Annotated in this window: 20 protein-coding genes; 5 read left to right on the plus strand and 15 right to left on the minus strand. The window is 59.5% G+C overall.

Annotation, left to right across the window (positions count from 1 at the left end):
* The first annotated feature begins 464 nt into the window (after window positions 1-464).
* Together A6U86_RS17340 and A6U86_RS35875 are read left to right on the plus strand one after the other, a co-directional pair.
* Window positions 465-1871, plus strand: coding sequence for an RtcB family protein (locus tag A6U86_RS17340; RefSeq protein WP_068393583.1), 1407 nt, complete (start codon window positions 465-467; stop codon window positions 1869-1871).
* A gap of 239 nt (window positions 1872-2110) precedes the next feature.
* Window positions 2111-2896, plus strand: coding sequence for a L,D-transpeptidase (locus A6U86_RS35875; protein WP_068393585.1), 786 nt, complete (start codon window positions 2111-2113; stop codon window positions 2894-2896).
* 83 nt (window positions 2897-2979) lie between these two features.
* On the opposite strand, the gene A6U86_RS17350 is transcribed toward A6U86_RS35875, so the two are convergent.
* A complete protein-coding gene (locus A6U86_RS17350) occupies window positions 2980-3870 on the minus strand; it encodes a heparin lyase I family protein (protein WP_158008761.1) in 891 nt (296 codons plus the stop codon).
* A 373-nt stretch (window positions 3871-4243) separates the two neighbouring features.
* On the opposite strand from A6U86_RS17350, the gene serA reads away from it, so the two are divergent.
* Window positions 4244-5482, plus strand: a complete 1239-nt coding sequence (gene serA / locus A6U86_RS17355; protein WP_068393588.1) for a phosphoglycerate dehydrogenase — start codon at window positions 4244-4246, stop codon at window positions 5480-5482.
* A gap of 11 nt (window positions 5483-5493) precedes the next feature.
* Here the strand turns inward: serA and A6U86_RS17360 are convergent, their stop codons facing one another.
* Entirely contained in the window at window positions 5494-5778 is a 285-nt protein-coding gene (locus A6U86_RS17360) for a hypothetical protein (protein WP_141683725.1), read from the minus strand.
* A gap of 340 nt (window positions 5779-6118) precedes the next feature.
* Here A6U86_RS17360 and A6U86_RS17365 point away from each other — a divergent pair, with 340 nt between their 5' ends.
* Window positions 6119-6673: an SMI1/KNR4 family protein gene (locus A6U86_RS17365; protein ID WP_068393592.1), complete on the plus strand. Its 555-nt coding sequence runs from the start codon at window positions 6119-6121 to the stop codon at window positions 6671-6673.
* 38 nt (window positions 6674-6711) lie between these two features.
* On the opposite strand, the gene A6U86_RS17370 is transcribed toward A6U86_RS17365, so the two are convergent.
* The 11 genes from A6U86_RS17370 to A6U86_RS17420 all read right to left on the minus strand — a co-directional run bounded on the left by A6U86_RS17370 (window position 6712) and on the right by A6U86_RS17420 (window position 19945).
* Complete coding sequence (locus A6U86_RS17370; RefSeq protein ID WP_068393594.1) at window positions 6712-8055, minus strand: sigma-54 dependent transcriptional regulator; 1344 nt, start codon at window positions 8053-8055, stop codon at window positions 6712-6714.
* The gene (locus tag A6U86_RS17375) at window positions 8052-9869 is read right to left on the minus strand and encodes an ATP-binding protein (protein WP_068394069.1); all 1818 of its coding nucleotides are present in this window, start codon (window positions 9867-9869) and stop codon (window positions 8052-8054) included. Before A6U86_RS17375 ends, A6U86_RS17370 begins: the two co-directional genes overlap by 4 nt.
* 97 nt (window positions 9870-9966) lie before the next feature.
* Complete coding sequence (locus A6U86_RS17380) at window positions 9967-10806, minus strand: ABC transporter ATP-binding protein (RefSeq protein WP_068393597.1); 840 nt, start codon at window positions 10804-10806, stop codon at window positions 9967-9969.
* Between the two features lie 119 nt (window positions 10807-10925).
* On the minus strand, window positions 10926-11732 hold the full coding sequence (locus tag A6U86_RS17385; protein ID WP_068393599.1) for an ABC transporter permease: 807 nt from the start codon (window positions 11730-11732) through the stop codon (window positions 10926-10928).
* Window positions 11729-12685 carry an ABC transporter substrate-binding protein gene (locus A6U86_RS17390; protein ID WP_068394071.1) on the minus strand — a complete coding sequence of 319 codons (957 nt, stop codon included), beginning with the start codon at window positions 12683-12685 and terminating at the stop codon, window positions 11729-11731. The genes A6U86_RS17385 and A6U86_RS17390 overlap by 4 nt, the downstream gene beginning before the upstream one ends.
* A gap of 315 nt (window positions 12686-13000) precedes the next feature.
* Window positions 13001-13471, minus strand: coding sequence for a GNAT family N-acetyltransferase (locus tag A6U86_RS17395; RefSeq protein ID WP_083196867.1), 471 nt, complete (start codon window positions 13469-13471; stop codon window positions 13001-13003).
* 144 nt (window positions 13472-13615) lie between these two features.
* Window positions 13616-14734 carry a hypothetical protein gene (locus tag A6U86_RS17400; RefSeq protein ID WP_141683726.1) on the minus strand — a complete coding sequence of 373 codons (1119 nt, stop codon included), beginning with the start codon at window positions 14732-14734 and terminating at the stop codon, window positions 13616-13618.
* A gap of 156 nt (window positions 14735-14890) precedes the next feature.
* Complete coding sequence (locus tag A6U86_RS17405; protein WP_068393605.1) at window positions 14891-16012, minus strand: ABC transporter permease; 1122 nt, start codon at window positions 16010-16012, stop codon at window positions 14891-14893.
* Window positions 16013-16014: 2 nt separating this feature from the next.
* Window positions 16015-17166: an ABC transporter permease gene (locus A6U86_RS17410; RefSeq protein ID WP_068393607.1), complete on the minus strand. Its 1152-nt coding sequence runs from the start codon at window positions 17164-17166 to the stop codon at window positions 16015-16017.
* Window positions 17163-18923: an ATP-binding cassette domain-containing protein gene (locus A6U86_RS17415; RefSeq protein WP_068393609.1), complete on the minus strand. Its 1761-nt coding sequence runs from the start codon at window positions 18921-18923 to the stop codon at window positions 17163-17165. The genes A6U86_RS17410 and A6U86_RS17415 overlap by 4 nt, the downstream gene beginning before the upstream one ends.
* Before the next feature lie 11 nt (window positions 18924-18934).
* Window positions 18935-19945: an efflux RND transporter periplasmic adaptor subunit gene (locus tag A6U86_RS17420; protein ID WP_068393611.1), complete on the minus strand. Its 1011-nt coding sequence runs from the start codon at window positions 19943-19945 to the stop codon at window positions 18935-18937.
* A gap of 135 nt (window positions 19946-20080) precedes the next feature.
* Here A6U86_RS17420 and A6U86_RS17425 point away from each other — a divergent pair, with 135 nt between their 5' ends.
* Complete coding sequence (locus tag A6U86_RS17425; RefSeq protein ID WP_068393613.1) at window positions 20081-20743, plus strand: TetR/AcrR family transcriptional regulator; 663 nt, start codon at window positions 20081-20083, stop codon at window positions 20741-20743.
* A gap of 18 nt (window positions 20744-20761) precedes the next feature.
* On the opposite strand, the gene A6U86_RS17430 is transcribed toward A6U86_RS17425, so the two are convergent.
* Together A6U86_RS17430 and A6U86_RS17435 are read right to left on the minus strand one after the other, a co-directional pair.
* Window positions 20762-21682: a dihydrodipicolinate synthase family protein gene (locus A6U86_RS17430; RefSeq protein WP_068393614.1), complete on the minus strand. Its 921-nt coding sequence runs from the start codon at window positions 21680-21682 to the stop codon at window positions 20762-20764.
* Window positions 21683-21760: 78 nt separating this feature from the next.
* Window positions 21761-22474: a FadR/GntR family transcriptional regulator gene (locus A6U86_RS17435; protein ID WP_068393616.1), complete on the minus strand. Its 714-nt coding sequence runs from the start codon at window positions 22472-22474 to the stop codon at window positions 21761-21763.
* Between the last annotated feature and the right edge of the window lie 72 nt (window positions 22475-22546).

The raw sequence follows: 22546 nt of genomic DNA on the forward strand, positions 1-22546 counted from the left end.
CGGCAAATGCCGGCAGGACTACAGGTAGAGCGGCTTGCCGGATTTTCGGCAGGCAGGTCGGATGTTCAAGTCATCCCGTGTTCCCCAGGGAATGCGTAGCTCAGATAATACTGTCCTGCCAAATTTGTTGTCGGGGCTGAAATAAAGGAAATGCCCGGCGAATGCCGGCAGGACTACAGGGATAGAGCGGCCCGCCGGATTTCGGTGGGCAGGTCGGATGTTCAAATCATCCCGCGTTCCCCAGGGAGCGCGTAGCTCAGTAAACTGTCCTGCCAAATGTCGTCGCCGGGATGATGAAGACGAGCCTGGGCGAATGCCGCCGGTGACTACAGGGGCCGCATAGCGCCATTCGTGGAATGCGTGCGGTGAGATAGATCTCCGGCAACGCTTGTCGCCCAGGCGGTGTGAAGAAAAGCAACTGAACAAGAAGGACTGCGGACGCAGAAAAGACAATGACAACGGTAATGAGCGGACAGGATTTGATCGATGCCGGCATGAGCCAGGGGAAGTGGTTTCGCCCGGCCCTTGACGCGGCCAACGCGGTCTTGAGCAAGGGGGGCTCCGTGACGGATGCGCTGGAAGCGGCAAAGGCATTTGAGCCGGGGCCAACTCTGGCCTTGAAGGCGGACAACGACATCGAGATCTATTCCAACATCCGTGCTGAAAACGCCTTCGAGCAGGACAATGTCGAAAAGGTGAATGCGACGATGCGCGCGCTCGTGCGCACGCCGGTCGTTCGGGCCGCGGCGATCATGCCGGATGCTTGCCCGGCTGGCCCGGTCGGAACGATCCCGGTCGGCGGCGTGGTCGCATCCGAAGCAATCCATCCGGGTATGCATTCGGCCGACATCTGCTGCTCCATGGCGATCTCGATTTTTCCGGGCGTGGATCCGAAGTCGCTGCTGGATGCCGTGCATGCGGTGACGCATTTCGGCCCTGGCGGCCGTCCGCGCGGCGCGCAGCTGAAGCCTTCAGACGCTACGCTTTCAGCCTTCCAGCAGAACCCATACCTGCGCGACGGTGCGCTGAGCGTCGGGATCGAGCATTTCGCAACCCAGGGCGACGGCAATCATTTCGCCTATGTCGGAACGATGAAGTCGACCGGTGAAACCGCGCTTGTGACCCATCACGGATCGCGAGCACCGGGTGCCCGGCTCTACGACAAGGGTATGAAGGTCGCCAACCGGTTTCGCGAGCGCATCTCGCCCGAGACGCACAGGGAGAATGCTTGGATTCCGGCGGATACGGAGGAAGGTGACTTCTACTGGTCGGCGCTGCAGACGATCCGCCAGTGGACGAAGGAAAACCACTATGCGCTGCACGACATGGCGGCGGAAAGGCTGTCGGCCAAGGTCGCAGACCGCTTCTGGAACGAACATAACTTCGTCTTCCGCAAGTCGGACGGGCTGTTCTACCACGGAAAGGGTGCGACGCCTGCCTTCGACAACTGGGCGGACGACGCGACCGATCTGACCATCATTCCGCTCAACATGGCGGAGCCGATCCTGATCGTACGCGGGTCGAACGCTGCCCATGGTCTCGGCTTCTCGCCGCATGGCGCCGGCCGCAACTTTTCGCGCAGCGCGCATATGAGGCAGTTGTCTGCTGAGTATGGCGCGGATTCGCGAGGCCTGAGCCCAAACAACATCGCGGCTATTCTGGAGAAGGAAACAAGCGGCCTGGACGCGCGCTTCTTCTCCGGTTTCGCGGATGTGTCGGAACTGCCGAGCGCCTACAAGAACGCTGCAAACGTGCGGGCACAGATCGAGCATTATGGCTTGGCCGAAGTGATCGATGAGGTGATCCCCTACGGAAGCATCATGGCCGGCGACTGGCAGAAGACTGCACCATGGCGCAAAAAGCGTCAGTAAACATGGGGGAAGGCGGCAAGCCCGCCTTCCTGCCATTGACCGTCTCGATCTGACACTTCCCGTCATTTTGGCGTTCGCCCGATCAAGCAACGAAAAGCCAAATACTCAGAAGGCCGGAAAATCTCAGCTTCAAAGCGATATTGCCACAATTACGCCTGCCGTTTCCGGAATTGTCGGCGGCACATACCCTGCCAAGGCGGGGCGCAGACCCGTGCGTTCTTCGGGAAGTTGGTTGTGACATGAAGACTGTTAAATTGGTTCTTTTGCCCGTTCTGGCCGTACTGATGACAAGCGTCTCGGTACATGCCCAAGAATGGAGATATTTGCCTGACTATGGCGACGAGCCGGATTATGGCTATGCACCTCCCCGCTATCTGCGTCAGGCGCCGCCGCCGCGCTATCGCGATGATCCGCGTTTGAACGATGACTATTATTACCGGGGTGATGGCTACGGCTACTATGACGACGAAGACGGCGATTTCCCGCCGCCGCCCCGTCCACAGCGGCGTGGCTCGATCGGTTCGGGCGCGGCCTCTCCCCAGCTCAATTCCGGTCTCAAGGATGACAGGCGTGCAAGCCTGGCGCAGTCGCCCATTCCGCGCAAGGTTGTCCCCTTCTCCGGCTACGACCCCGGCACGATCGTGATCTCCACCAAGGAAAAGCGTCTCTACCTTGTGCTCGGCGATGGAACCGCCGTCAAATACGGCATCGGTGTCGGCAAGCAGGGTTTCGCATGGAAGGGCACGGAGACGATCAGCCGCAAGGCAGAGTGGCCGAGCTGGACGCCGCCCAAGGAAATGATCGCGCGCCGGCCGGAGCTACCTGACCATATGGAGGGCGGCCTCAACAACCCCCTTGGAGCAAGAGCGCTTTATCTCGGCTCGACCCTCTACCGCATCCACGGTACCAACGAACCCAACTCGATCGGCAAGGCCGTATCCTCTGGCTGCATCCGCATGGCAAATCCTGATGTGATGGACCTCTATGGCCGGGTCGGCGTGGGTACCAAGGTCGTGGTACTTTGATAGCGCCCCGGCGCTGCCGGGGACTGCCAATCCGGAAAGGTCACGCCGATTTCGCGCAAGATGTCGAAACCAGCCCGTGATGCTCACTTGGCCGATACGGTTGATTTTGACCAGGCGGGATCACTGGAAGGATCCGTCGACCAGAACTGAATATCCGCGAAGTCGATGGATTGCGTCACATCAGGCAGCGTGTCCCGATAGATCCCGAAGCGTGGTTGAGTGTCGATGAAGGGGTGGCCGTCCTGATCCCGCATGCCATGATCGAGAAAGCCAAGGCGCCCTGTGTAAGAGATGTCGCAATCCCGGCCGTTGAGATGGACCTGTAAGGCGCTTTCTCCCTCCGTCAGGCTGGGTTTGAGCATTACGTTCACATCATTCCATTGACCCAGATTCAGATGCCACGGCCCGCAGACTATCCTGGATTGACCGGCATTGCAGTCAGCGCTTCCCCTCACCTTGGCGACAAAGTTCGCGCCCGTCTCCGTCGGTATGGCCTCTATCTTGAAGAGCGGGTTCGCCGCCTGGCACATTCCGAGAGGTTTTGTCTCCTCGGTCGGAATATTCTGCTTCACCTGATGAATGACGGTGCGGTTGCCGATCCCTCGCCAGGGAGCTTCCAGCCGAAAGGCAAAGTGATACCAGGTCGGCCTGTCGAATTTGACGACCTGCTTCCTGATCTGGATTTCTACCCGTTCGGTTGGCGCGTCGCCGACACTTTGGTCGGGGGCGTCCCCTGGATGCACGGTGAGACGCAATATCGGCCTGGCAGGAGAAGAAAGATCGCAAACGATACGCGATCTCCATAGAGCAGGGTCCAGCCTGCTGCTGATCTTCCAAAGCTTCGATGGATGCTCGCTGTCGGCGGCACACAGGTCGGCAAAGCTGCCCGAGAGCGTGGGCATGGCATCCTGTGCCAAGGCCTCCGATCCGTTCGAGGCGGCCAGGCACAATAGAACGAAGGCAAGCTGCAGCATCTTCAGAGGCATCATCATCAACCTTTTCCGGGAGAGAATGCGGGGTCTGCAAAGTGGTGGCTTCAGCCAGCTTTCTTGGACGACTCTATGGTCGTGAAGCCTCGAATCCAGCTCTACCGACCATGAAATACAAGTCAAGAGTAGCTAGGTTGAAGCCATGCGATCGGGAGATCGCAATTCCATTCCAGGGCGAATCCACCAGTTGGGCGACCATGATCAAGGTGGCGATGCCCAGCGAGCGCGTTTACCATCGGACTTGAGTTTGCTCTTGCGCTGCCCGCCGGATGGTCGCAAAACGTTTTGAAATGTCTGCTAGCACTACCGCCCCCAGGCGACCTTGGCCTTGTCGAATTCGAGACCCGAAAGCAATTCAATGACCATTCAACTTTCTCTTCCGCGCGACCGGATTTCCGTCCTTCTGCTCGAGGGCATCAGCCAGAGCGCCGTGGACTATTTTTCCTCGTCCGGTTACGTCAATCTCACTCATTTGCCAAAGGCGCTTGATGACAAGGATCTCAAAAGCCTCATCGCCGAGGCGCACATTATCGGAATTCGCTCTCGCACCCAGCTGACGGAGGAAATTTTCAACTCCGCCAGAAAGCTCATGGCGGTGGGCTGCTTTTCCGTCGGGACAAACCAGGTCGATCTGGATGCGGCCCGCCGGCGCGGCATCCCCGTATTCAATGCTCCCTATTCGAACACGCGCTCCGTCGCCGAACTGGTAATCGGTGAGATCATAGTGCTGACCAGGCGCATTTTCCCGCGTTCGGTTTCTGCTCATGAAGGCGGCTGGGACAAATCCGCCGAAGGCAGCCGCGAAGTGCGCGGAAAGACCCTCGGCATCGTGGGCTACGGCAATATCGGTTCGCAGCTCAGCGTTCTTGCGGAAAGCATGGGCATGAACGTGCGCTACTTCGATCCCTCGGACAAGCTTCGCCACGGCAACTCCGAATCGATGGCGACGCTCGGCGAACTTCTCGAAATTTCGGACTTCGTGACGATGCACGTTCCGGAGACCAGCTCGACGCAAAACATGATAACCGAGACCGAATTTCGCCGAATGAAAAAGGGCGCCATCTTCATCAACAATTCCCGTGGGACTGTGGTGGATCTGACGGCGCTGGCGAAGGTCTTGAAGGAAGGTCATCTCGCGGGCGCGGCCGTGGACGTGTTCCCGAAGGAGCCGGCGTCAAACAACGAGCGCTTCGAAACACCGCTGCAAGGTTTGAGCAATGTAATTCTGACGCCGCATATCGGCGGGTCGACCGAGGAAGCCCAGGAGCGCATCGGGAGGGAAGTCTCGCGGAAGCTCGTGGAGTATTCCGATATCGGCTCGACCCTCGGCGCCGTCAACTTCCCCCAGGTTCAGCTGCCGCCACGCTCAAACGGCACGCGTTTCATCCATGTTCATGAAAATCGCCCCGGCATGCTGAACAGTCTGAACACGATCTTTTCGTCCCGCTCGCTCAATATCGTCGGTGAATTCCTGCAGACCTACGGCGAAACGGGTTACGTGGTCATCGAGGCAGAGGGCGTCGGCCAGACGGCGGACGAGATACTGGACGCGCTTCGCAAAATTCCGGGCACGATACGAGCACGCCTGCTTTACTGATACCCGCGGATCTAACGCCGAGGATGATCGGGAACCTGCCATGCTGTCGGTAGATCGGCAAAATTACCCCATCGTTCCCATTTTAGATCGGATCGGCCGCTGGGGCGGGATGCCAAACCCCACTGCGGCGGATCGGGCCAGCCAAACCAGACGTTTTCGATCAGCAGTAAATCCTCACCGCCCGATGAGGCTATGAACTCGACCTCTGCTGAAACGAACCAATCCTTCTGGTGGCCGAAAATGCCATCGGAAGGAAAGCGTTTCCATGGGACTGGCTGCCATTTGATCGGCATCATCGCACGCTCGTGAAATGCCCGCCTTTGAGCGTCCGCGGCGCTGGCGGCCATTTCCCAGGGATCAGGCTCCCATCCAGGCGTGAACTCATCGTGTCGATAAAGGCTCATGCTCCCAATCACAATTTGAACGGTGTCACTTCGCTCTTTGCAAAGAAGCGGTTTGCAAAACCATATTTATCCCAAACACGCGCCAGGCGGAAATCATGTGTTTCCCTCAATGTGCAGAGGCGGATATTAGTGATAGCCGGGGATCAAGAGCCACACGCCGCCGAACGGCTTGAACAATTTCCTTTCTGCTGATGGACTCGTACAAACGAGAGCCGCAACCACGAGGACAGATATGATCTTTGCAGACTATGTCGAGGCTTTACGGCACGTCTATTCCAAGCATGACGCCCATCTCAATCTTGCCGAAGGCAATGCGGAGACGGCGCTGGCCGAAGCAGAAGCGCGGCTTGGCTTCTCACTGGATCCCGACTTGCGTGAGGCATGGCGCATAGCTGACGGCAGTGAACATGAAGTGCGTGTTTTTCTAAGGCCGGACTTTCTGACAGGATATGATTTTCTGTCTCTGGCTTCCGCCCAAAAGGCGCGAGCCAGTATGGAACGCGTATCCCCTCAGTATGTCGGATATTCCGAACCCTCGCCCCGCGACCCGCGCATCCGCGATGGCTGGTTTCAGCGCGGATGGCTTCCGTTTGCGGCCTTCGGCGGCAACTCCCTCATGTTGATCCAGGATTATACCCCCACCGAGAAAGGGAAGATCGGGCAGATCATCGCCTTCACGCATGACCCGGATGAGATCAGCTATGTAGCGTCGGACTTCCGCACCTTTCTCAAGCTTTCGCTGCAGGCCATCAAGGACGATCCCGAAGAGTTCCTCGAGCTATTTTAGAACCGCAGCGCAAGGCGGAGCTCTCGACAAGCGCACAGCTAATCCTTCTGCTTCGTGCTTAGTCTCTTTAGCTTCTCATTGAATGTTCTGTGCGGCACCTGCAAACGCTCGGCGGCGAGGCTAACCTTGCCGTCAGCAGCATTCAGAGCCTGCTCAATGACCTTGAGCTCGAACTGATCGACAAGTTCAGACAGAGATGCGCCATCCACCGACGCAACCGCACGCTCCCCGGCCTCTGGTTGCCAGTCGAGCCCAAGCGCACGGCGCTCTGCCAGAAGTTTGAGTTGGCGCACATTACCGGGCCAGGTATAGCCCAGGATGAACCGCATCTCTTCCGGCGCCAGCGGCCGGAAACCTCGGTCAAGCCGCTGCGTCATCGACTGCGTGAAATGCTCGAAGAGCAGCACCGCATCATGGCCACGATCTCGCAAAGGCGGAATGCCGATCTCCGCCGCTACCAACCGGTAATAAAGATCTTCGCGAAAATGCCCCTGCGAGACTCGATCACGTAAATCCTCCTTGGTGGCCGACAGCACGCGGACATCGATCGGTATTTCCTTGTTCGAGCCCAAACGCGTGATCTTGCGCTCCTGCAGGACGCGCAGCAGCTTTGCCTGGATGCCAAGCGGCATGCTTTCGATCTCATCAAGGAAGATCGTGCCGCCATTGGCGAATTCGAACTTGCCGATGCGCGTGCCTGATGCTCCCGTAAACGCTCCTGTCTCGTGGCCGAAAAGCTCGCTCTCGACGATATCAAGCGGCAGCGCGGCACAATTGATTGCGACATAGGGCTCCAAGCGGCGTGGACTGCAATCATGCAGCAGCCGTGCGACAACCTCCTTGCCCGCACCGGTTTCGCCCTTGATGAGCACGTCCACGGGATAGCCAGCAAGCTGCTCGATAGCCGCCTTCAGGCGCGTGGTCGCCTGATCGGTGCCGAGCAGCATGCGCTCCAGCTTTGCCCTTGTCGTATTGGCCTGCTCCAATGACAGGAGGCGCTTGCGAAGCCCCGCTTGCTCCAGCGCATTTTGAACCGTGCCGATCAATTGTTCCGGGACATAAGGCTTGGTGAGGAAATTGAATGCACCGGCCTGGATGGCCGCGACCGCCATGGGCACGTCGCCATGTCCGCTCAGCATGATTACGGGAAGATCCGGCCAATTCTTCTTGAGGATGGGGAGCAGATCGAGACCGGACATGCCCGGCATGCGCACATCGGAAATCACCAGATCGACCGACCTAGAGCGCAGGATTCGCAATGCCTCGCTACCGTCGGGCGCCTCGACCACGGAGAGTTCGTTCAGAAAAAGCCATTGGGCGAGCGAACGCCGCAATGCCGGATCATCTTCGATCAGCAATATGGCCGGCAGAGCCTCCGTCATTTTTCACCTCCGCGTATGGTCGAAGCCTTGGCACCGTTCTGCGTGATTTCCAGGATGAACCTCGCTCCCCCCAAAGGCGATCGATCGAATGAGAGAGTGCCTCCATGATCATTCGCAATACGGTGTGCCGTTGCCAGACCAAGGCCCAAACCTTCGCCGGGCAGCTTGGTCGTGTAGAAAGGTTCGAACAATTGCGCCCCCTTGTCTGCTCCGATCCCCGGGCCGTTGTCGTCAATGGTCAGTCTGCACCATCCGCCTTCTGCCTTAGCACAGAGATGGATGGACGGATCTTCGCCATTTCTTACGGCATCGATGGCGTTGGTGAGAAGATTCAAGATGACTTGCTCCAGCTGGGCCGCGTTGCCCTTGACCTTGAGGTTTCGTCCGATCTCCTGCGACACCTTGATGCCAAGATCGGAGAAGCGAAACTTCAGCAGCTTCAGCGTGCGTTCTATGACCGCGCCGAGATCGACATCGGTAAAATCGTCGTCGCCTCGGCGCGCGAGCCGCTTCAGCTGACTGGTGAGATCGGAAATGCGCCCGACGACTTCGTTCATGGTATCGATGTTCTCGTCGATCGGCGCATATTGCTTGCGCCTCAGCAGCAGCCGCGTCGACGCTATGTAGGTGGATAAAGCCGCAAGAGGCTGATTGATCTCATGGGCAAGCCCGGCAAAGGCCTGGCCGATCAGGGCAAGCTTTTCCGCCTGCGAGAGATTGCTGCGCGTGAGGTTTAACTGCCGCTCGGTTTCCTTGCGCTCGGCAATCTCACGCTCCAGCATATCGTGGCTGAGCTTCAATTCCTGGGTCCGCTCCGAGACACGATATTCGAGCTGTTCGTAGGCACTTCTTGCCGCCAGTCGGCCGCGTCGTCTCTGAACGGCAATGATAATACCGGCCAGAACCAGCAGACCGGCAAGCACCGCGGCGACGGCAACAATCTCGTCCTGACGCCTGATATCCGACAGATCGGCAAGATAGATCAGCGTCCAGCCCTTCTCGCCAAACGGCACCTTCACCTGCAAGCGCTGCTCCGGATTATCTCCCTCCCCGACGGTTGCCAGATCGAAGCCGCCGGATTGAACGACGCGAATCCTCGGCGCAAGCGCCGCATCGCCATAGCGACGCTCCTGCTTCAACTGCGCCAACGCGGCGGCGGCAATCGGAGCGGTGGCCGTGTAACGCCAGTCCGGATGCGACGAGAGGAAGATGATGCCCTCGCTGTCGGCCATGGCCACCTGTTCGCCGGCCTCGCGCCATTGCTTCTCGACGGGAAGAAGATCGATCTTGACGACGGAGACCCCGACAACCCGATCATCAACCCTGATCGGCACGGAGAGAAAATAGCCCGGCTGACCGGTCGTGGTGCCGATTGCGTAATAGCTGCCGTTGCCGTTTGCCATCGCATCGCGGAAGTAAGGCCGATAGCTGTAATCATGACCGACGAAGCTGTCCGGCGTATCGTAGTTGCTGGCGGCAATCGCCATTCCGTTGGTATCGGTCACATAGAGAGCCGCTACGCCGGATGCATTTGCAAGGCGCGAGAGGAAGCGATTGATTTCGGCGCGCTTGCCTTCCGCCGTGCCGGACCGGAAAAGGTCCTCGATTTCGCTGGAGCGCGCCACGACATCAGGCAGGTAACGGAACCGTTCGATACGGGTTGAAAGAGTGGCCGAGATGAGCTTCAGCCGCTCCTGCGACTGTGCCGCCGTTTCCCGCAACCCGTATCTGCGCGTCACATCCTGAATGAGTCCGACTGCGCCGACGAAAACAATCGCCAGCACAAGCGCGAATATCGGATATTTCCATCGCAAAGCCGTCCCCCAACCATCCCCCGATCGCACGATCATAACAGGAGAGGCCCGGTCGCGATATTCGAAGGCCTGCTCATCCACATGAGGCCGCGATCCGTCAATCCAGGGTAAGACCCTTGCGCTCATCCAGGGCGAAGCGGTCCTGCTCGGCGTGAACGATCTGGGCCAACTCCCGCTTTATCTCGTTGAAGGCAACCGAATTGGTATCTCTGGGATAGGGAAGTTCAATCCTGATATCCTTTTTGATCGTTCCAGGCCGGTAGGTGAGAATGACAACACGAGACCCGAGATAGATCGCCTCCTCGATGGAGTGGGTAACAAAGACGATGGTCTTGCCAACGGCCTGCCAGATGCGCAGCAGCTCGTCCTGCAAGGAGCGCCTTGTGAGCGCATCGAGTGCTCCGAAGGGCTCGTCCATCAGCATGATCGGCGGGTCGAGCGCCAAGACACGGGCGATGGCAACGCGCTGCCGCATCCCGCCCGAGAGATCCTTAGGAAAACGCTGCCGGAATTCCTTGAGGCCGAGCAGATCCAGAAGCTGGGCCACGGTTTCGGTGATCTGCTGCTTCGGCAAGCCGCGTATTTCCAGCCCGAAGGCAATGTTGCGCTCGACCGTCATCCACGGAAAGAGCGCATATTCCTGAAACACCATGCCGCGGTCGGGTCCGGGTGCCGCGACTGCCTTTCCGGAGACTTCAAGCGTGCCCGCCGTCGGCAACGAGAAGCCCGCGATCGCATTGAGCAGGGTGGATTTTCCGCAGCCTGAAGGGCCGAGCAAGCAGACGAATTCTCCGGCATTGATCTCAAGATCGATATCCTTCAACGCCGTGACGGCGGCCGGTTCCTTGCCGAAAATCTTGTTTACGCCGCGCGCGATAATCTGCGGCGCGGGTGAAAAATCCGCCTTAGGGGCGAGGTTCACAGAGGTGATAGACATATGGCTCCTCCCAAATATGTGCATTAATCGATCAATGCCATCGCGCCGGTCCGCATTTCTCCATCCATGAAACAGACGGACCGGCAGATTGAAGACTGGTGGCTGCGAACGTCGTCCGGCTAGGATTCGATGCCGCGATGCCAGCGCAGCAGGTGGCTGTTCAGCCGGTTGACGCAAAGATCGATGGCAAGGCCGAGCAGACCGATCGCGATCATTCCGGCAATCACCTTGTCCGACCACATATATTCGCGCGCCTCCAGGATCCTGTATCCAAGCCCGCTGTTGACGGCGATCATCTCGGCAACGATTACGACGATGAAGGCCGTGCCGATACCGATGCGCATGCCGGTGAGGATATAGGGCGTGGCGGCCGGCAGAATGACGCGCCGGAACAGCGTCAGCCGGCCCGCTCCAAGATTGGTGGCAGCACGAATATAGATGCTGTCGACATTGCGCACCCCGCTGATCGTATTGATCAGCACAGGGAAGAAAGCCCCGATGGCGATCAGGAAAATCGCCGGCGGATTTCCGAGCCCGAACCAGAGGATCGCCAGCGGAATATAGGCAATCGGCGGAATCGGCCGCAGGAACTGAATGATCGGGTTCAGGTATCGCTCGACGGTGCGATCCGTACCCATCAAAAGTCCAAGCGGCAAAGCGAGACCGGCCCCGACGGCAAAGCCCAGCACGACGCGCTGAAGGCTTGCGAGCAGATCACTCAACAGCTCGCTCGACATGAGCCATGCACCGAGACCACCTGCCTCGCCAAACGCCTGCTCGGGCAGGAGGTAGAGCCACAGCCGCTCGATGATCGCGACGGGTGAAGGCAGGATTTCCGGCCGAACCAGACCGAAGACCGACATCAATTGCCAGATGACCAGCAGGGCGACGGGAACCGCCAGGTTCTGAAAGATCCGTCTCATCATTTCAGGGCGCCTTCCAGCAGATCGGTCTTCACCCAGTCCGTAGCCTTGGGCGGGTTGACGAGCTTGCCGACGCCATACTTCACCATCAGATCCGTGGTGATCTGCACATGCTCAGGGGTGATATCGTAGCTGTAGGGCGAATTGCCGATCGCATCCTTGAAGTCCTGCGGTGTGATCTGCCCCTTGAACATATTGTTGATGACGTATTTCTCCGCCAGATCCGGCTGATCGATGAACGTCTTGGTCGCCTCGATGAAGAGCTTCATGGTGCGCTCGGCAACATCGCCCTTCTTGTAGAATTCTTCAGAGAAAACCAGCGATCGAACGGGCATTCCGATCGGCGTGTCGTAGGGCTTGAGGATCTCGACGCCGAAGGCCTTGTTGATTGCCTGGCTTGCCTGTGGTTCGGACTGGCTCATGGCGTCGATATCGCCGGCCATGAGCGCCTGGTTCAAATCGGCAAATGCCATGTAGACGATCTGGACGTCCTTGCCCGGCTTCTCCGACCATGTCAGGCCGGCCCTGTCGAGTTCCGCCAACAGCAGCACTTCCTGAGCACCGCCGCGGGCAACGCCAACCTTTTTGCCCTTGAAATCAGCAATCGAGGTTATGCCCGATTTGCTGCCAGCGACGATACGGGCGCCGCCCTTGGCAAAGCCGGCGACGGCATAGATCGGCACGCCCTTGGCGCGGCCGGCAATCGCCGCATCGACGGCGCTTGCAGCGACATCCACCTCGCCTGCGACGATGGCCGGCAAAATATCGATGCCCTTGGCAAAGAAGCGCTCATCGATCTCCAGCCCATATTTCGGTGCCAGTTCCTTCATGTAGGAGATCGCGCCGTAATGGGCGAATTTCAGGTTTCCGAGCCGAACCTTGTCGGCGGCATGCGCAGACGTGGCGACCATAAAGGCCGTGGCAGCCAGCAGCAGCTGGCGCAGCAGATTTTTCATGTTGTCCTCCCAAACATGATCCATCAAACGGATCGGGATTATGGGAGCAAGGCGCGTGCCAGATATCGAAAGCCGACCACATTGGGCCGAGCCTTCTGCACGTCATCGTCGCTTAACATTCTGAAACGAAAAGTATTTTTAGATAATGCGGTACGGCGGTACGCCGATCACGCATGACCGGCTTTATTCGACGCACGCGGTAGCGTCGGCAAAAAGCTGCCGGATTTTCTTTGGCGCGAGCAAGTTTTTGCTCGAACGTACCCGCGTCCATTTTTTCGCGATCCAGTCCAGGCGGTAATTGCCGCCTGCCCGATCTCATTCAGCAACCGGCCGAATTGTCTTTGCCATCTCGGAAGTTTGCGCCCAGCCTGTCCGCTCATATAGGGGGCGCCCGGCCTTTGTCGCATGCAGAACGACATAGGGGATGCCGCGCCGTCTGAACTCCCGGTCCGCCGCATCCATGAGCATGCGTGCTATGCCCTGCCCTCGTTGCTCCCGGTCGACAAACACATTCAACACATAGCCGCGACTATCATGGTTGGGATGCGAGGGGTGTGGTGGCCATTCGATAAGCATCAGGCCGATACCGCCGACCGAACGGCCATCTTGATCGGCAATGAAGCCGAAATACCGTCCATCCCGCAGACGTGGTTCGAGCCAATCCCGAAAACTAGGACCCATCGCGGCGATATCCTGCGCATCTCTGCCGGCCTCCGCAAACATCGCTTCGCGGTGACGACATATCAGATCGAGGTCTGTCGATAAGACTGGGCGCAGTTCCGTCATTTGCCCTCCTTAACATATAAAGCGTCGTAAGGGGTCGGCGCTGCCTCATACAGAGCTTCTTCGGCATCATCAAATTAATCAGGCAGGAGGACAAATCCATATATTTGTCCTGGCGCATTCATCCACACGAATACGGACTCATGATCATTGCCTGGAGCCGGAGATCGTACGTTGCCAGCCATCGACCGGATGCGCGTTCTCGGCAACGATATGACATGTCTTGCCGCTTTTCTTCTCGCAATAGGCCTGCGCCTGCCGGCGGGCATCCTCTATGGAACGAAGGCCGTACCACCAATAAAAGCCGTTGCCATCCTCTGCCATGGCCGCGGCTTTCTCGGTCACTTGCTTCAGGTAAAGCTCAGCGCTTGCGCGATCGACAGGTGTCAGCGCGGAAATCAGGGGCGCAAATTCGTCCTGGTTCATCGCGGGCAGATGATTGCGTCGCAGGAAGTCGTCAATCCTGGGTTCGAGCAGTGGATTTGCGTTAAATTTGTACAATGTATGCCCATCCTGCCCGAAAGGCGGAAGCCCGACGAAATCGACGTTTCCACCCCCTGAACGATATCCGGCCAACAGTCGCTGAGCGAGATCCGGCCCGAAATAAGGATCATTGGCAGCGTAGAACCAGAGCGTCGGTGTCGGATTGTTGCGGCCGAACCCGGTGAAGTCCCGCACAAGATCATCCTGGAAGAGCGAGCAGTTGGGATCGGCCACTCCCACCGTCGTGTAGTGATACACACCGCCGGAAATATTGATGACGGCCGTCAACGGCCTGTCCGTGCGCCCCGCAAGATCGAGCATCGAAGCCCCGCCGATCGATATGCCCAAACCCAATGTTACAGACGGATCGACATCGCTGCGTGTGCGAAGCGTCTTCAACGCAGCGGCAAGCTCATCGCCATGCGCGTTGAGAAACATGGAAACATCGGGTCTTGAACAGTTTCCAGCCTTGTTCATGAAGGTTCCGGTGGACCGACCGTAGCCCGGCCAGACGACCGATGCGGCAATCCAGCCGCGATGCGCAAAATCATGCGCGATATGCGCCAGCCACTCGGGATGCATCTCGGATGGATTGGCTCCGGCCGATCCGTTGACGATCAACACGAGCGGAAACCTGTCACCATCAACCGGCCGAACCACCAGCGTTTCAAGCTGTAGTTTCTTGGAGCCGATCTGGATCGGCAGCGAAAGATTTTCTTCCTTCACCCGATCGGCGGCGCCAGCTTGCTGGAGGGACAGGAGCAGACCAACAGAAGCCAACATGATCCACCGCCAGAACTGCATACCCGAACACTCCGCAATGAAGACATTTCGCTGCCATGACGCCGCAATCTGGCAGGCTTTTCCAAACATGCTGGCGTCAATGCCGTAGCCCGCCTCTTAGCACGAGGCGATGCGGGTTGGCAGCTCCAGGCATCTTTAATTCAATCGATGCCGGAACATCCATGCAGCGACCGGCATGGTCACGGCGGCTATCGCTACCAGCGCCAGCATATCCGGAAGCAGCGCGTTCAGCCCCGCCCCTTCGAGATAGACTCCACGGGTTATGTTGATCGCATATTTCAGCGGATTGATCATCGTCGCATATTGCAGGACCTCCGGCATGTTGTCGGTCGGAGACATCAGCCCGGAGAGCAGCATGAACGGCATCAGGAAGACGAAGCAGAGGATCATTGCCTGCTGCATGTTCGCCGCAATGGATGACAGGAACAATCCGAAGCCTATGGCGGCGGCGAGGAAGAGGCTGAGCCCGAGATAGAGCGTCAGGAACGAGCCGGCAAACGGGATGCGGAACCAGAACAACGCCACCAGCAGGATCGTGGATGCCTGGGTGATGCCGACGATCATCGAGGGCACGGCCTTGCCGATCATGATCTCGGTCGGGGTGAAGGGCGCCACAAGCAGCTGGTCGAAGGTCCCCTCCTCACGCTCGCGGGCAACGGACATGGCGGTCAGCATCATCGTCATCAGCATGGTGATCGTTCCGATGAGCGAGGGGACCATGCTCCATCGCGTTTCCAGCTGCGGATTGTACCATGCGCGGGTCGTGACCCTGACGGCACTGCCGGAACCTCCCTTCTGTGCAAGCCAGTCGGATGTAAAATCGCCGACGATGGTGTTGACGTAGCCTTGCGCAATGCCGCTGGTGTTGGAATTCCGGCCATCCGCGACGACCTGCACCGTGCCGGGGGAGCCGGCTTCCAATTGCCGCTCGAAATCGTGCTCGATGACGATGATCAGGACGGCCTGCTTGGTGTCGAGCAGCCTCACGGCCTGGCCCGTCTGCGTCAGCGTCGCCACTCTTTCGAAGATGCCGGACCCTTCGAGCTTCGCGACGAGGTTTCTCGACGTCGCAGTCCTGTCCTGGTCCACGAGCGCATAGGGGACGTTGTTGAGATCGTAGGTCGCGGCATAGCCGAAGATCAGGCATTGCAGGATCGGTGGCACGACAAGGCTTGCCCGGCTTCGCGGATCCTTCAGGATCACGAGCAATTCCTTGCGGATCAGGGTCAGGATGCGCAGAAGCGACGCGATGAACATGGCTATGCGATCCTCTTGCGGGTCATGCGGACGGCGAGTGTCAGGAGCCCTGTCGCCATGCCGGCGAGCACCGCGGCATTGGGCAGGATGACGCTCCAGATATTGCCGGCGAGAAACAGGGTCTGCAGCAGGGTGACGAAGTACCGGCCCGGGAAGATATAGGTGATGATCTGCACCGCCAAGGGCATGCTCCTCGGATCGAACATGAAGCCCGAGAGCATCATAGCCGGCAGGAAGGTGGCGAGAACCGTGATCTGGCTGGCGATGAACTGGCTCTTGGTGATTGAGGATATCGCAAGGCCAAGCCCCAGCGCGACCAGAAGATAGAGCATGGATACGATGGTGAGGACCAGCAGCGATCCGCGAAGCGGCACGCCGAAAAGGAGCCGGCTGCCGACGACGCAGAGCGCCAGGCCTGCCAGCCCGAGCACAAAATAAGGAACCGTCTTGCCGAGCAGGATTTCGGTCGAGCGCACCGGCGTTACGAACAGCGCCTCGAAGGTGCCGCGCTCCCATTCCCGGGCCATGACGAGGGCGGTGAGCAGCGCGCCGATCAGCGTCATGACGAGAACGACGAGACCCGGCACGAGGAAATAGCTGCTGTCATTGGCTTCGTTGAACCAGAGCCGGGATTGGATCGTGACGCCGCTGCCGGTGGTTACCCCCTGGCGCGATGCTTCCTTCGCGGCCCAGACGCCGACCGCTGCTTCCGCATAGCTGAGCGAGATACGGGCGGTGTTGGCATCACTGCCGTTGACGACAACCTGGACCTCGCCATTGCCCACGGCGGCGTTACGAGCAAAGTCGGAAGGGATCCGCACGATCGCCCTTGCCTGCGATGAGAGAAGCATTGCTTCGGCCTCGGCCATCGTCTTGACGGGCTTCGGAGAAAAATAGCTGGAGAGTTCGAAGGCGGATGCGAGCCCGCGTGCCTCGGCCGAATTCTCCTCCATGACGATGGCAACGGGAACATTCTTGACGTCGAGATTGATGCCGTATCCGAACAGGATCAGCAGCGCCACGGGCATAACAATGCCGATCGCGATGCTGCTCGGGTCGCGCAAGAGCTGCCAGGTCTCCTTGCGGATGAGCGCGCGGATGCGGCGCAAGGCCGCGCGCAATCCTTGGCCGGGATGTTTGACCGGTACGCTCATGCAACCTTCTCCGCTTGTCTGTGGCGCTCTTTCTCGACGATCGCGATGAAGGCCTCCTCCATCGTCGCTGCCGTCTCGCCATTCGCCCCTGCATGAGCTCGGATTTCGACCGGTGTTCCCTCCGCCAGATTGCGGCCGGCGTCGAGGATGATGATCCGGTCGCAATACTCGGCTTCTTCCATGAAATGCGTCGTGACGATGATGGTGACTCCCTGCTCGGACAGAGCGGTGATCCGCCCCCAGAATTGCCGCCTGGCGAGTGGATCGGCGCCGCTTGTCGCCTCGTCGAGAAAGAGAATATCCGGCTCGTGCAGCAGGGCGGCGGCAAGCGCCAGCCGCTGCTTGAAGCCGCCCGGCAACTGCCCGCTCGGCAATCTTGAAAACTGGCCCAGTTCGAACTGGTTCTTCAGAGAGTCGATCCTCTCCTTCCTGTGCTTGCCGCGCAGCCCATAGGCGCTTGCGAAGAACTCCAGGTTTTCATCGACGCTGAGCTGCCCATAGAGCGAAAATTTCTGCGCGACATAGCCCAGCCGCTCCCGCGCCTTCGCGCCCGCCGTCAACAGATCGGAGCCCGCGACCATCAAGGTTCCGCCGGTGGCGGGAAGCAGGCCGCAAAGCATCCGGAATGTCGTGCTTTTGCCGGCACCGTTCGGACCGAGCAGACCGTAGACCTCGCCCTTGCGGACACTGAAGCTGACATGGTCAACGGCGGTGAAATCCCCGAACTTGCGGACGAGGTCGCGAACCTGCACGATCGTTTCATCGCCGTTGCGCTTCTCTGCGGGCTGACTGACATGCGTCTGGCGCGCTCCATCGCCGGCAACAGCGGCAAACAGCATCATGAAGGCATCTTCGAACCGCGGCGCAACGCTTTCGGTGTCGAGCTTCGTCTCATCCAGCTGCAGCGGCTCGTCCTTCTGGTCCGGCTTGCGCACGATCCGGACGCACCCGGCTTCGGGAACGGCATCGATAATGCCGGGCAGTGCGAAGAGGCGGGCCTGCAGGGATCTTGCGGCCATGCCCTTAGGGGTATCGACCATAAAGCAGCATCCCTCTGCCTTCGCCGTGATCTCGGCCGGTGGTCCCTGATCGAGGATTTTTCCCGCATGCATAAGCACGGCATGTTCGCAGCGCTCGGCTTCGTCGAGATAGGAGGTTGCCACGATCACCGACAGCCCGTCCTCTTTTATGAGCCTGAAGACGATGTCCCATAGCTCACGCCGGGATAGCGGATCGACACCCACTGTCGGTTCGTCGAGAAGCAGCAGTTCAGGCGCGCGCACCAGAGTGCAGGCAAGACCAAGCTTCTGCTTCATGCCGCCGGACAATTTGCCCGCCGGCCTTTGCTTGAACCGCCCAAGCTGCGTCATCTCGAAGAGACGCGGATAGGTTTCGTTGCGCTGGGATTGCGTCACGCCATGCAGATCGGCGTAGAGATCGAGGTTCTCCTGAACACTCAAATCTTCGTATAGGCCGAACTTCTGCGGCATGTAGCCGATGCGGTCCTGGACATGCTGCGGCTCCTTGGCGATATCGACGCCGATAACCTCCAAACTGCCGCCATCCGGCGCGATGAGGCCGCAGGCCAGGCGCAGCAATGTCGTCTTGCCGGCGCCATCCGGACCGACGAGCGCCGTCAAGGCGCCCTTGCGAACGTCGAGCGAGATATCGGCAAGCGCCTCCACCGTTTCCCCGGTGTCCCGGCGAAACGCCTTGCGGAGATTGCGTGCGATCACCGAGAGATTGTTGTCGCTCATCACATCCTCGCCTATTGCTGCTGGGCGGTGGCAAGGCGTGCCTGCTCGCCCGGAAGCGGCGTCACGGTTGCCGGCATCCCCAGGCGCAGCATATTGTTGGGATCGTCGACAAAGACCCTGACCTCATACACAAGGCTGGTGCGCAGCTCCTCCGTCTGCACCGATTTCGGCGTGAACTCGGCAACCGAGGAAATGAAGCCGACCCATCCGGGGATCGTTTGTCCCGGAAGCGAATCCACGGCCACGGAGGCTTTCATGCCGGGGCGAAGCATGCCGAGCTGGGTTTCCGAGACATAGGCGCGCACCCATTTCGGGCTGATGGTCGCAAGCGAGAAGGCAGCCCGGGTCGGCGAGGCCATCTCGCCGGGTTCGATCAGCCTGGATTGCACGATCGCATCGACAGGCGCCTTCAGCTCGGCATCCGCGAGTTGCTGATGCAGCAGCGAGACATTGGCTTCGGCCGCATGAAGCTGCGCTTCCGCCTCGTCGATATCTTCTATACGGGAACCGACGACGAGCAGATCCAGCGCCTTCTGGTTCGAAACGACCTTGGCGTCGGCAACCGCCGCTGCTGATCGAGCCTCACCCAGCGCTTGCTGGCTGACCACGGCCTTCGGCGCGAGCGCGTTCTGGCGTTCGAACTGGGCACGGGCGTTGACGGCCTCCGCCTTGGCGGATTCGAGATTGGCGCGCCCCTGGGCGATCTCTTCGGGACGGCTGCCGTTCTTCAGACGCGCCAGATTGGCGCGCTGGCTGGCCGCCTGCGCCTCGGCTTGAGCAACTTGCGGCTGGAGCCGGCTGGTATCCAGCCTGGCGACGATCTGGCCTTTCTTGACTTGTGCGCCCTCTTCGACAAGGACTTCGGCCACGCGTTCGCTACCGTTGAAGGCTAGGGTAAGCTGCCTGAAGTCGATATTTCCATAGAGAACGAGTGCGTTGGAGCCGTCGTCCCGATGGATATACCACCAGGCACCGCCGGCTCCGGCGATCACGAGGATCAAGATGACTAAGATGCGCTGCATGGTTTATTTGAACCCCAAACGAGATGCCGGCTGTGGTGAAGCCGACAACGACCTGAAATCGATGCACGACCAATTATAGCACTTGTGAAATTCAAATTTCAATTTAATATTTGAGTGAATGGAAAGGCAGAGAGAATGGTCGAGAGCAACAGACGATCATCGCGCTCCAAGGATCGGCAGGACGGCGCGGCAACGCGAATGAGCCTGCTCGAGGCAGGAGGCGCCGTCTTTGCCGAGCTCGGATTCGACCGTGCGACGGCGAAGGAGATTGCTCTCAGGGCGGGCACGAATGCCGCGGCGGTCAACTACCATTTCGGCGGTATCGAGGCCCTGTATGAAGATGTCCTCGCCGAAGGCCACCGTCGCCTCATGAGCTACGAAGTGCTTGCCCAGGCGGTGGCAGCGGATATTGCCGCCGAGGAAAAATTGCGCAGGCTCATTGGCCTGCTGGTCAAGGTCGTTCGGGCCAACAGCGAGAACTCCTGGCCGGCGAAGGTAATCGTCCGCGAACTCATCGCGCCAACGCCCCATATCGACAAGCTTCGCCGTGAAGAGATAGAGCCGAAGAAAGCATTGTTGTTCGGTGTCATCGCCGAGATCATCGGCGTCACACCGGATCACCCGTTGGTCGCGCAAGCCGCCCTTTCCACGATGGCGCCTTGCTTCATGCTGCTGGTGGCCGAGAAACGCGTATCCGAAATCATTCCGGCACTCGGCAAGGAAGTGACGACCGATGAGGAGCTGGCGGACCGGCTGGTTCGCTTCACCCTCGGCGGCATCACTCGGCTTTCGTCATGAGCGACCCAGGCCAGAACCTTAGAGCTTGAATGCATCCCCCGACCCCTGCCAGTCGCGAAGCAAGGCGAACAACTCGTCGCGATCCTTCTGGTCGAGGCGCGGCAAGCCCGGAACGCGGACGGGGCCGACATCAAGGCCCGAATAGGTGACGGCTTCCTTGACGACGGTGACGTTGGCGCCGTTGCGGAATTTGGTGCGCATGCGCTCGAAGGGCTCGAGCTTGTTGACGATCGCGCGCGCGCCAGCGAAATCGCCCCGTGCCAGGGCTGTATGCACGGCAAGCGACAGCTTCGGCGCAACGTTGACGAGACCGGAGGTGAAGCCGCGCGCGCCGGCCGCTGCAAAACTCGGCGCCCAGCTTTCCGCCAGACCACAGACGAAAAGCGCACCGTGCGGATCGGCGGCGGCAATCGCCTTCGAAAGCAGCATCAGATCCGTCGTGGCAAATTTGATGCCGACGATGTTGCCGTGAGCGGCAAGGCGATCCATATCGTCGACGCTGAAACCATCGGCCCTGACATAGGCAACCAGCGGCAACGGCGAGGCTTCCGCAAGGCTTCTGAAATAATCGATCTGCGAGGCCGGTGCTGCGAAAGGATCCACCGGCTGATGTGACATCACGGCGGTCGCGCCGATCGCCTTGGCATCCTTGGCCATGCCGATCGCCTCGCGCAGCGAGCGGCCGATCGCCGCCGTCACCGGCGCTTTGCCGTCGACACCCGATATTGCAGCTTCATGGACGCGGCGGACTTCTTCCGGCGTCAGGGCATAGAACTCGCCGGTATTTCCCGCCGCGACGATATTGTGAATGCCGGCAGCGGCCACCCGCCCGTAAACCTGAGCCGTTACGCGTAGCTCCACTTCGCCGTTTGCATCATAGGCAGTTACCGGAACGCCAGATACACCGGTCAAAGCCTGGCGCATGGTTTCAACACTCATCGTCTTACCTCTTCATCAATCATCACAGCACAGGCATAGAGGCGATATTCAAAGGCCGCCACGTTGCCTCCGCCGACATCAGACACCCTGGAACATGCGGGCGCGTGCATTCAAAATATGCCTCTTCATGGCATCATGAGCCTCGGTCTCCTGCCGGGCAAAAATCGCCTCGACGATGACCGCATGCTCGTCCTGGACGCTGCGGATCTGCTCCGGCGTGCGCTTGAGACTGAGGCTCCGGGTTACCGAATGCCCGATGGCGAAATGCGGCTTGAACCATTCGCGGACGGTGATGTGGAACTGATTACCGGTCGCGATCGCGATGGCATCGTGCAGCTCCTGGTCCTCCTCGGCGCCGAGCCGGCCCTCACCAAGACATTGTTCGAGGTTTTGAAGCGCCGCCGTGATGCGCTCTCTATCCGCCGGCTGCCAGTTGCGCGCCGCAAGCTCGGCCGCCTCAGCCTCAAGCCCTGCACGGAATTCGAAGAAACGCTGGACATCGGCGAGCGACCCCACAGGCACCATGTTGAGCACCGATGAATCCGGCCGCTGCCGGACATAGGAACCGGACCCCTTGCGGGAGACGATCAGGCCATCGGTGCGCAACCGTTCAAGCGCATCACGCACCACGGGTCGCGAGGCGCCGAACATTTCCGCAAGCCTGGCTTCCGACGGCAGGCGCTCGTTCACTGGAAACTTTCCATCAGCGATCATGGCGACGATCCTCTCATAGATGATGTCGCCAAAGCGGGTCGGCCCTGTGCCGGAATCGTTGGCGACCGAGAGTTTCATGGTGGTCCTTCTTGATGCTGCCGAATGGCAAGCAATAGCACACGCCTACGGCTAGGTAGGGCTACCAAATTT

This window comes from Rhizobium sp. AC27/96 (assembly GCF_001692325.1).
In the GTDB taxonomy this organism is placed as follows: Bacteria; Pseudomonadota; Alphaproteobacteria; order Rhizobiales; family Rhizobiaceae; genus Rhizobium.

Bases quoted from the DNA above. Each gene is read 5' to 3' on its own strand.
- A6U86_RS17365 (WP_068393592.1), top strand. From the start codon at position 6,119: ATGATCTTTGCAGACTATGTCGAGGCTTTACGGCACGTCTATTCCAAG.
- A6U86_RS17430 (WP_068393614.1), bottom strand. From the start codon at position 21,682: ATGAGTGTTGAAACCATGCGCCAGGCTTTGACCGGTGTATCTGGCGTT.
- A6U86_RS17425 (WP_068393613.1), top strand. From the start codon at position 20,081: ATGGTCGAGAGCAACAGACGATCATCGCGCTCCAAGGATCGGCAGGAC.
- A6U86_RS17340 (WP_068393583.1), top strand. From the start codon at position 465: ATGAGCGGACAGGATTTGATCGATGCCGGCATGAGCCAGGGGAAGTGG.
- A6U86_RS17400 (WP_141683726.1), bottom strand. From the start codon at position 14,734: ATGTTGGCTTCTGTTGGTCTGCTCCTGTCCCTCCAGCAAGCTGGCGCC.
- A6U86_RS17420 (WP_068393611.1), bottom strand. From the start codon at position 19,945: ATGCAGCGCATCTTAGTCATCTTGATCCTCGTGATCGCCGGAGCCGGC.
- A6U86_RS17415 (WP_068393609.1), bottom strand. From the start codon at position 18,923: ATGAGCGACAACAATCTCTCGGTGATCGCACGCAATCTCCGCAAGGCG.
- A6U86_RS17390 (WP_068394071.1), bottom strand. From the start codon at position 12,685: ATGAAAAATCTGCTGCGCCAGCTGCTGCTGGCTGCCACGGCCTTTATG.
- serA (WP_068393588.1), top strand. From the start codon at position 4,244: ATGACCATTCAACTTTCTCTTCCGCGCGACCGGATTTCCGTCCTTCTG.
- A6U86_RS17405 (WP_068393605.1), bottom strand. From the start codon at position 16,012: ATGTTCATCGCGTCGCTTCTGCGCATCCTGACCCTGATCCGCAAGGAA.
- A6U86_RS17435 (WP_068393616.1), bottom strand. From the start codon at position 22,474: ATGAAACTCTCGGTCGCCAACGATTCCGGCACAGGGCCGACCCGCTTT.
- A6U86_RS17370 (WP_068393594.1), bottom strand. From the start codon at position 8,055: ATGACGGAGGCTCTGCCGGCCATATTGCTGATCGAAGATGATCCGGCA.
- A6U86_RS17360 (WP_141683725.1), bottom strand. From the start codon at position 5,778: ATGATGCCGATCAAATGGCAGCCAGTCCCATGGAAACGCTTTCCTTCC.
- A6U86_RS17350 (WP_158008761.1), bottom strand. From the start codon at position 3,870: ATGCTGCAGCTTGCCTTCGTTCTATTGTGCCTGGCCGCCTCGAACGGA.
- A6U86_RS17410 (WP_068393607.1), bottom strand. From the start codon at position 17,166: ATGAGCGTACCGGTCAAACATCCCGGCCAAGGATTGCGCGCGGCCTTG.
- A6U86_RS17380 (WP_068393597.1), bottom strand. From the start codon at position 10,806: ATGTCTATCACCTCTGTGAACCTCGCCCCTAAGGCGGATTTTTCACCC.
- A6U86_RS17395 (WP_083196867.1), bottom strand. From the start codon at position 13,471: ATGACGGAACTGCGCCCAGTCTTATCGACAGACCTCGATCTGATATGT.
- A6U86_RS17385 (WP_068393599.1), bottom strand. From the start codon at position 11,732: ATGATGAGACGGATCTTTCAGAACCTGGCGGTTCCCGTCGCCCTGCTG.
- A6U86_RS35875 (WP_068393585.1), top strand. From the start codon at position 2,111: ATGAAGACTGTTAAATTGGTTCTTTTGCCCGTTCTGGCCGTACTGATG.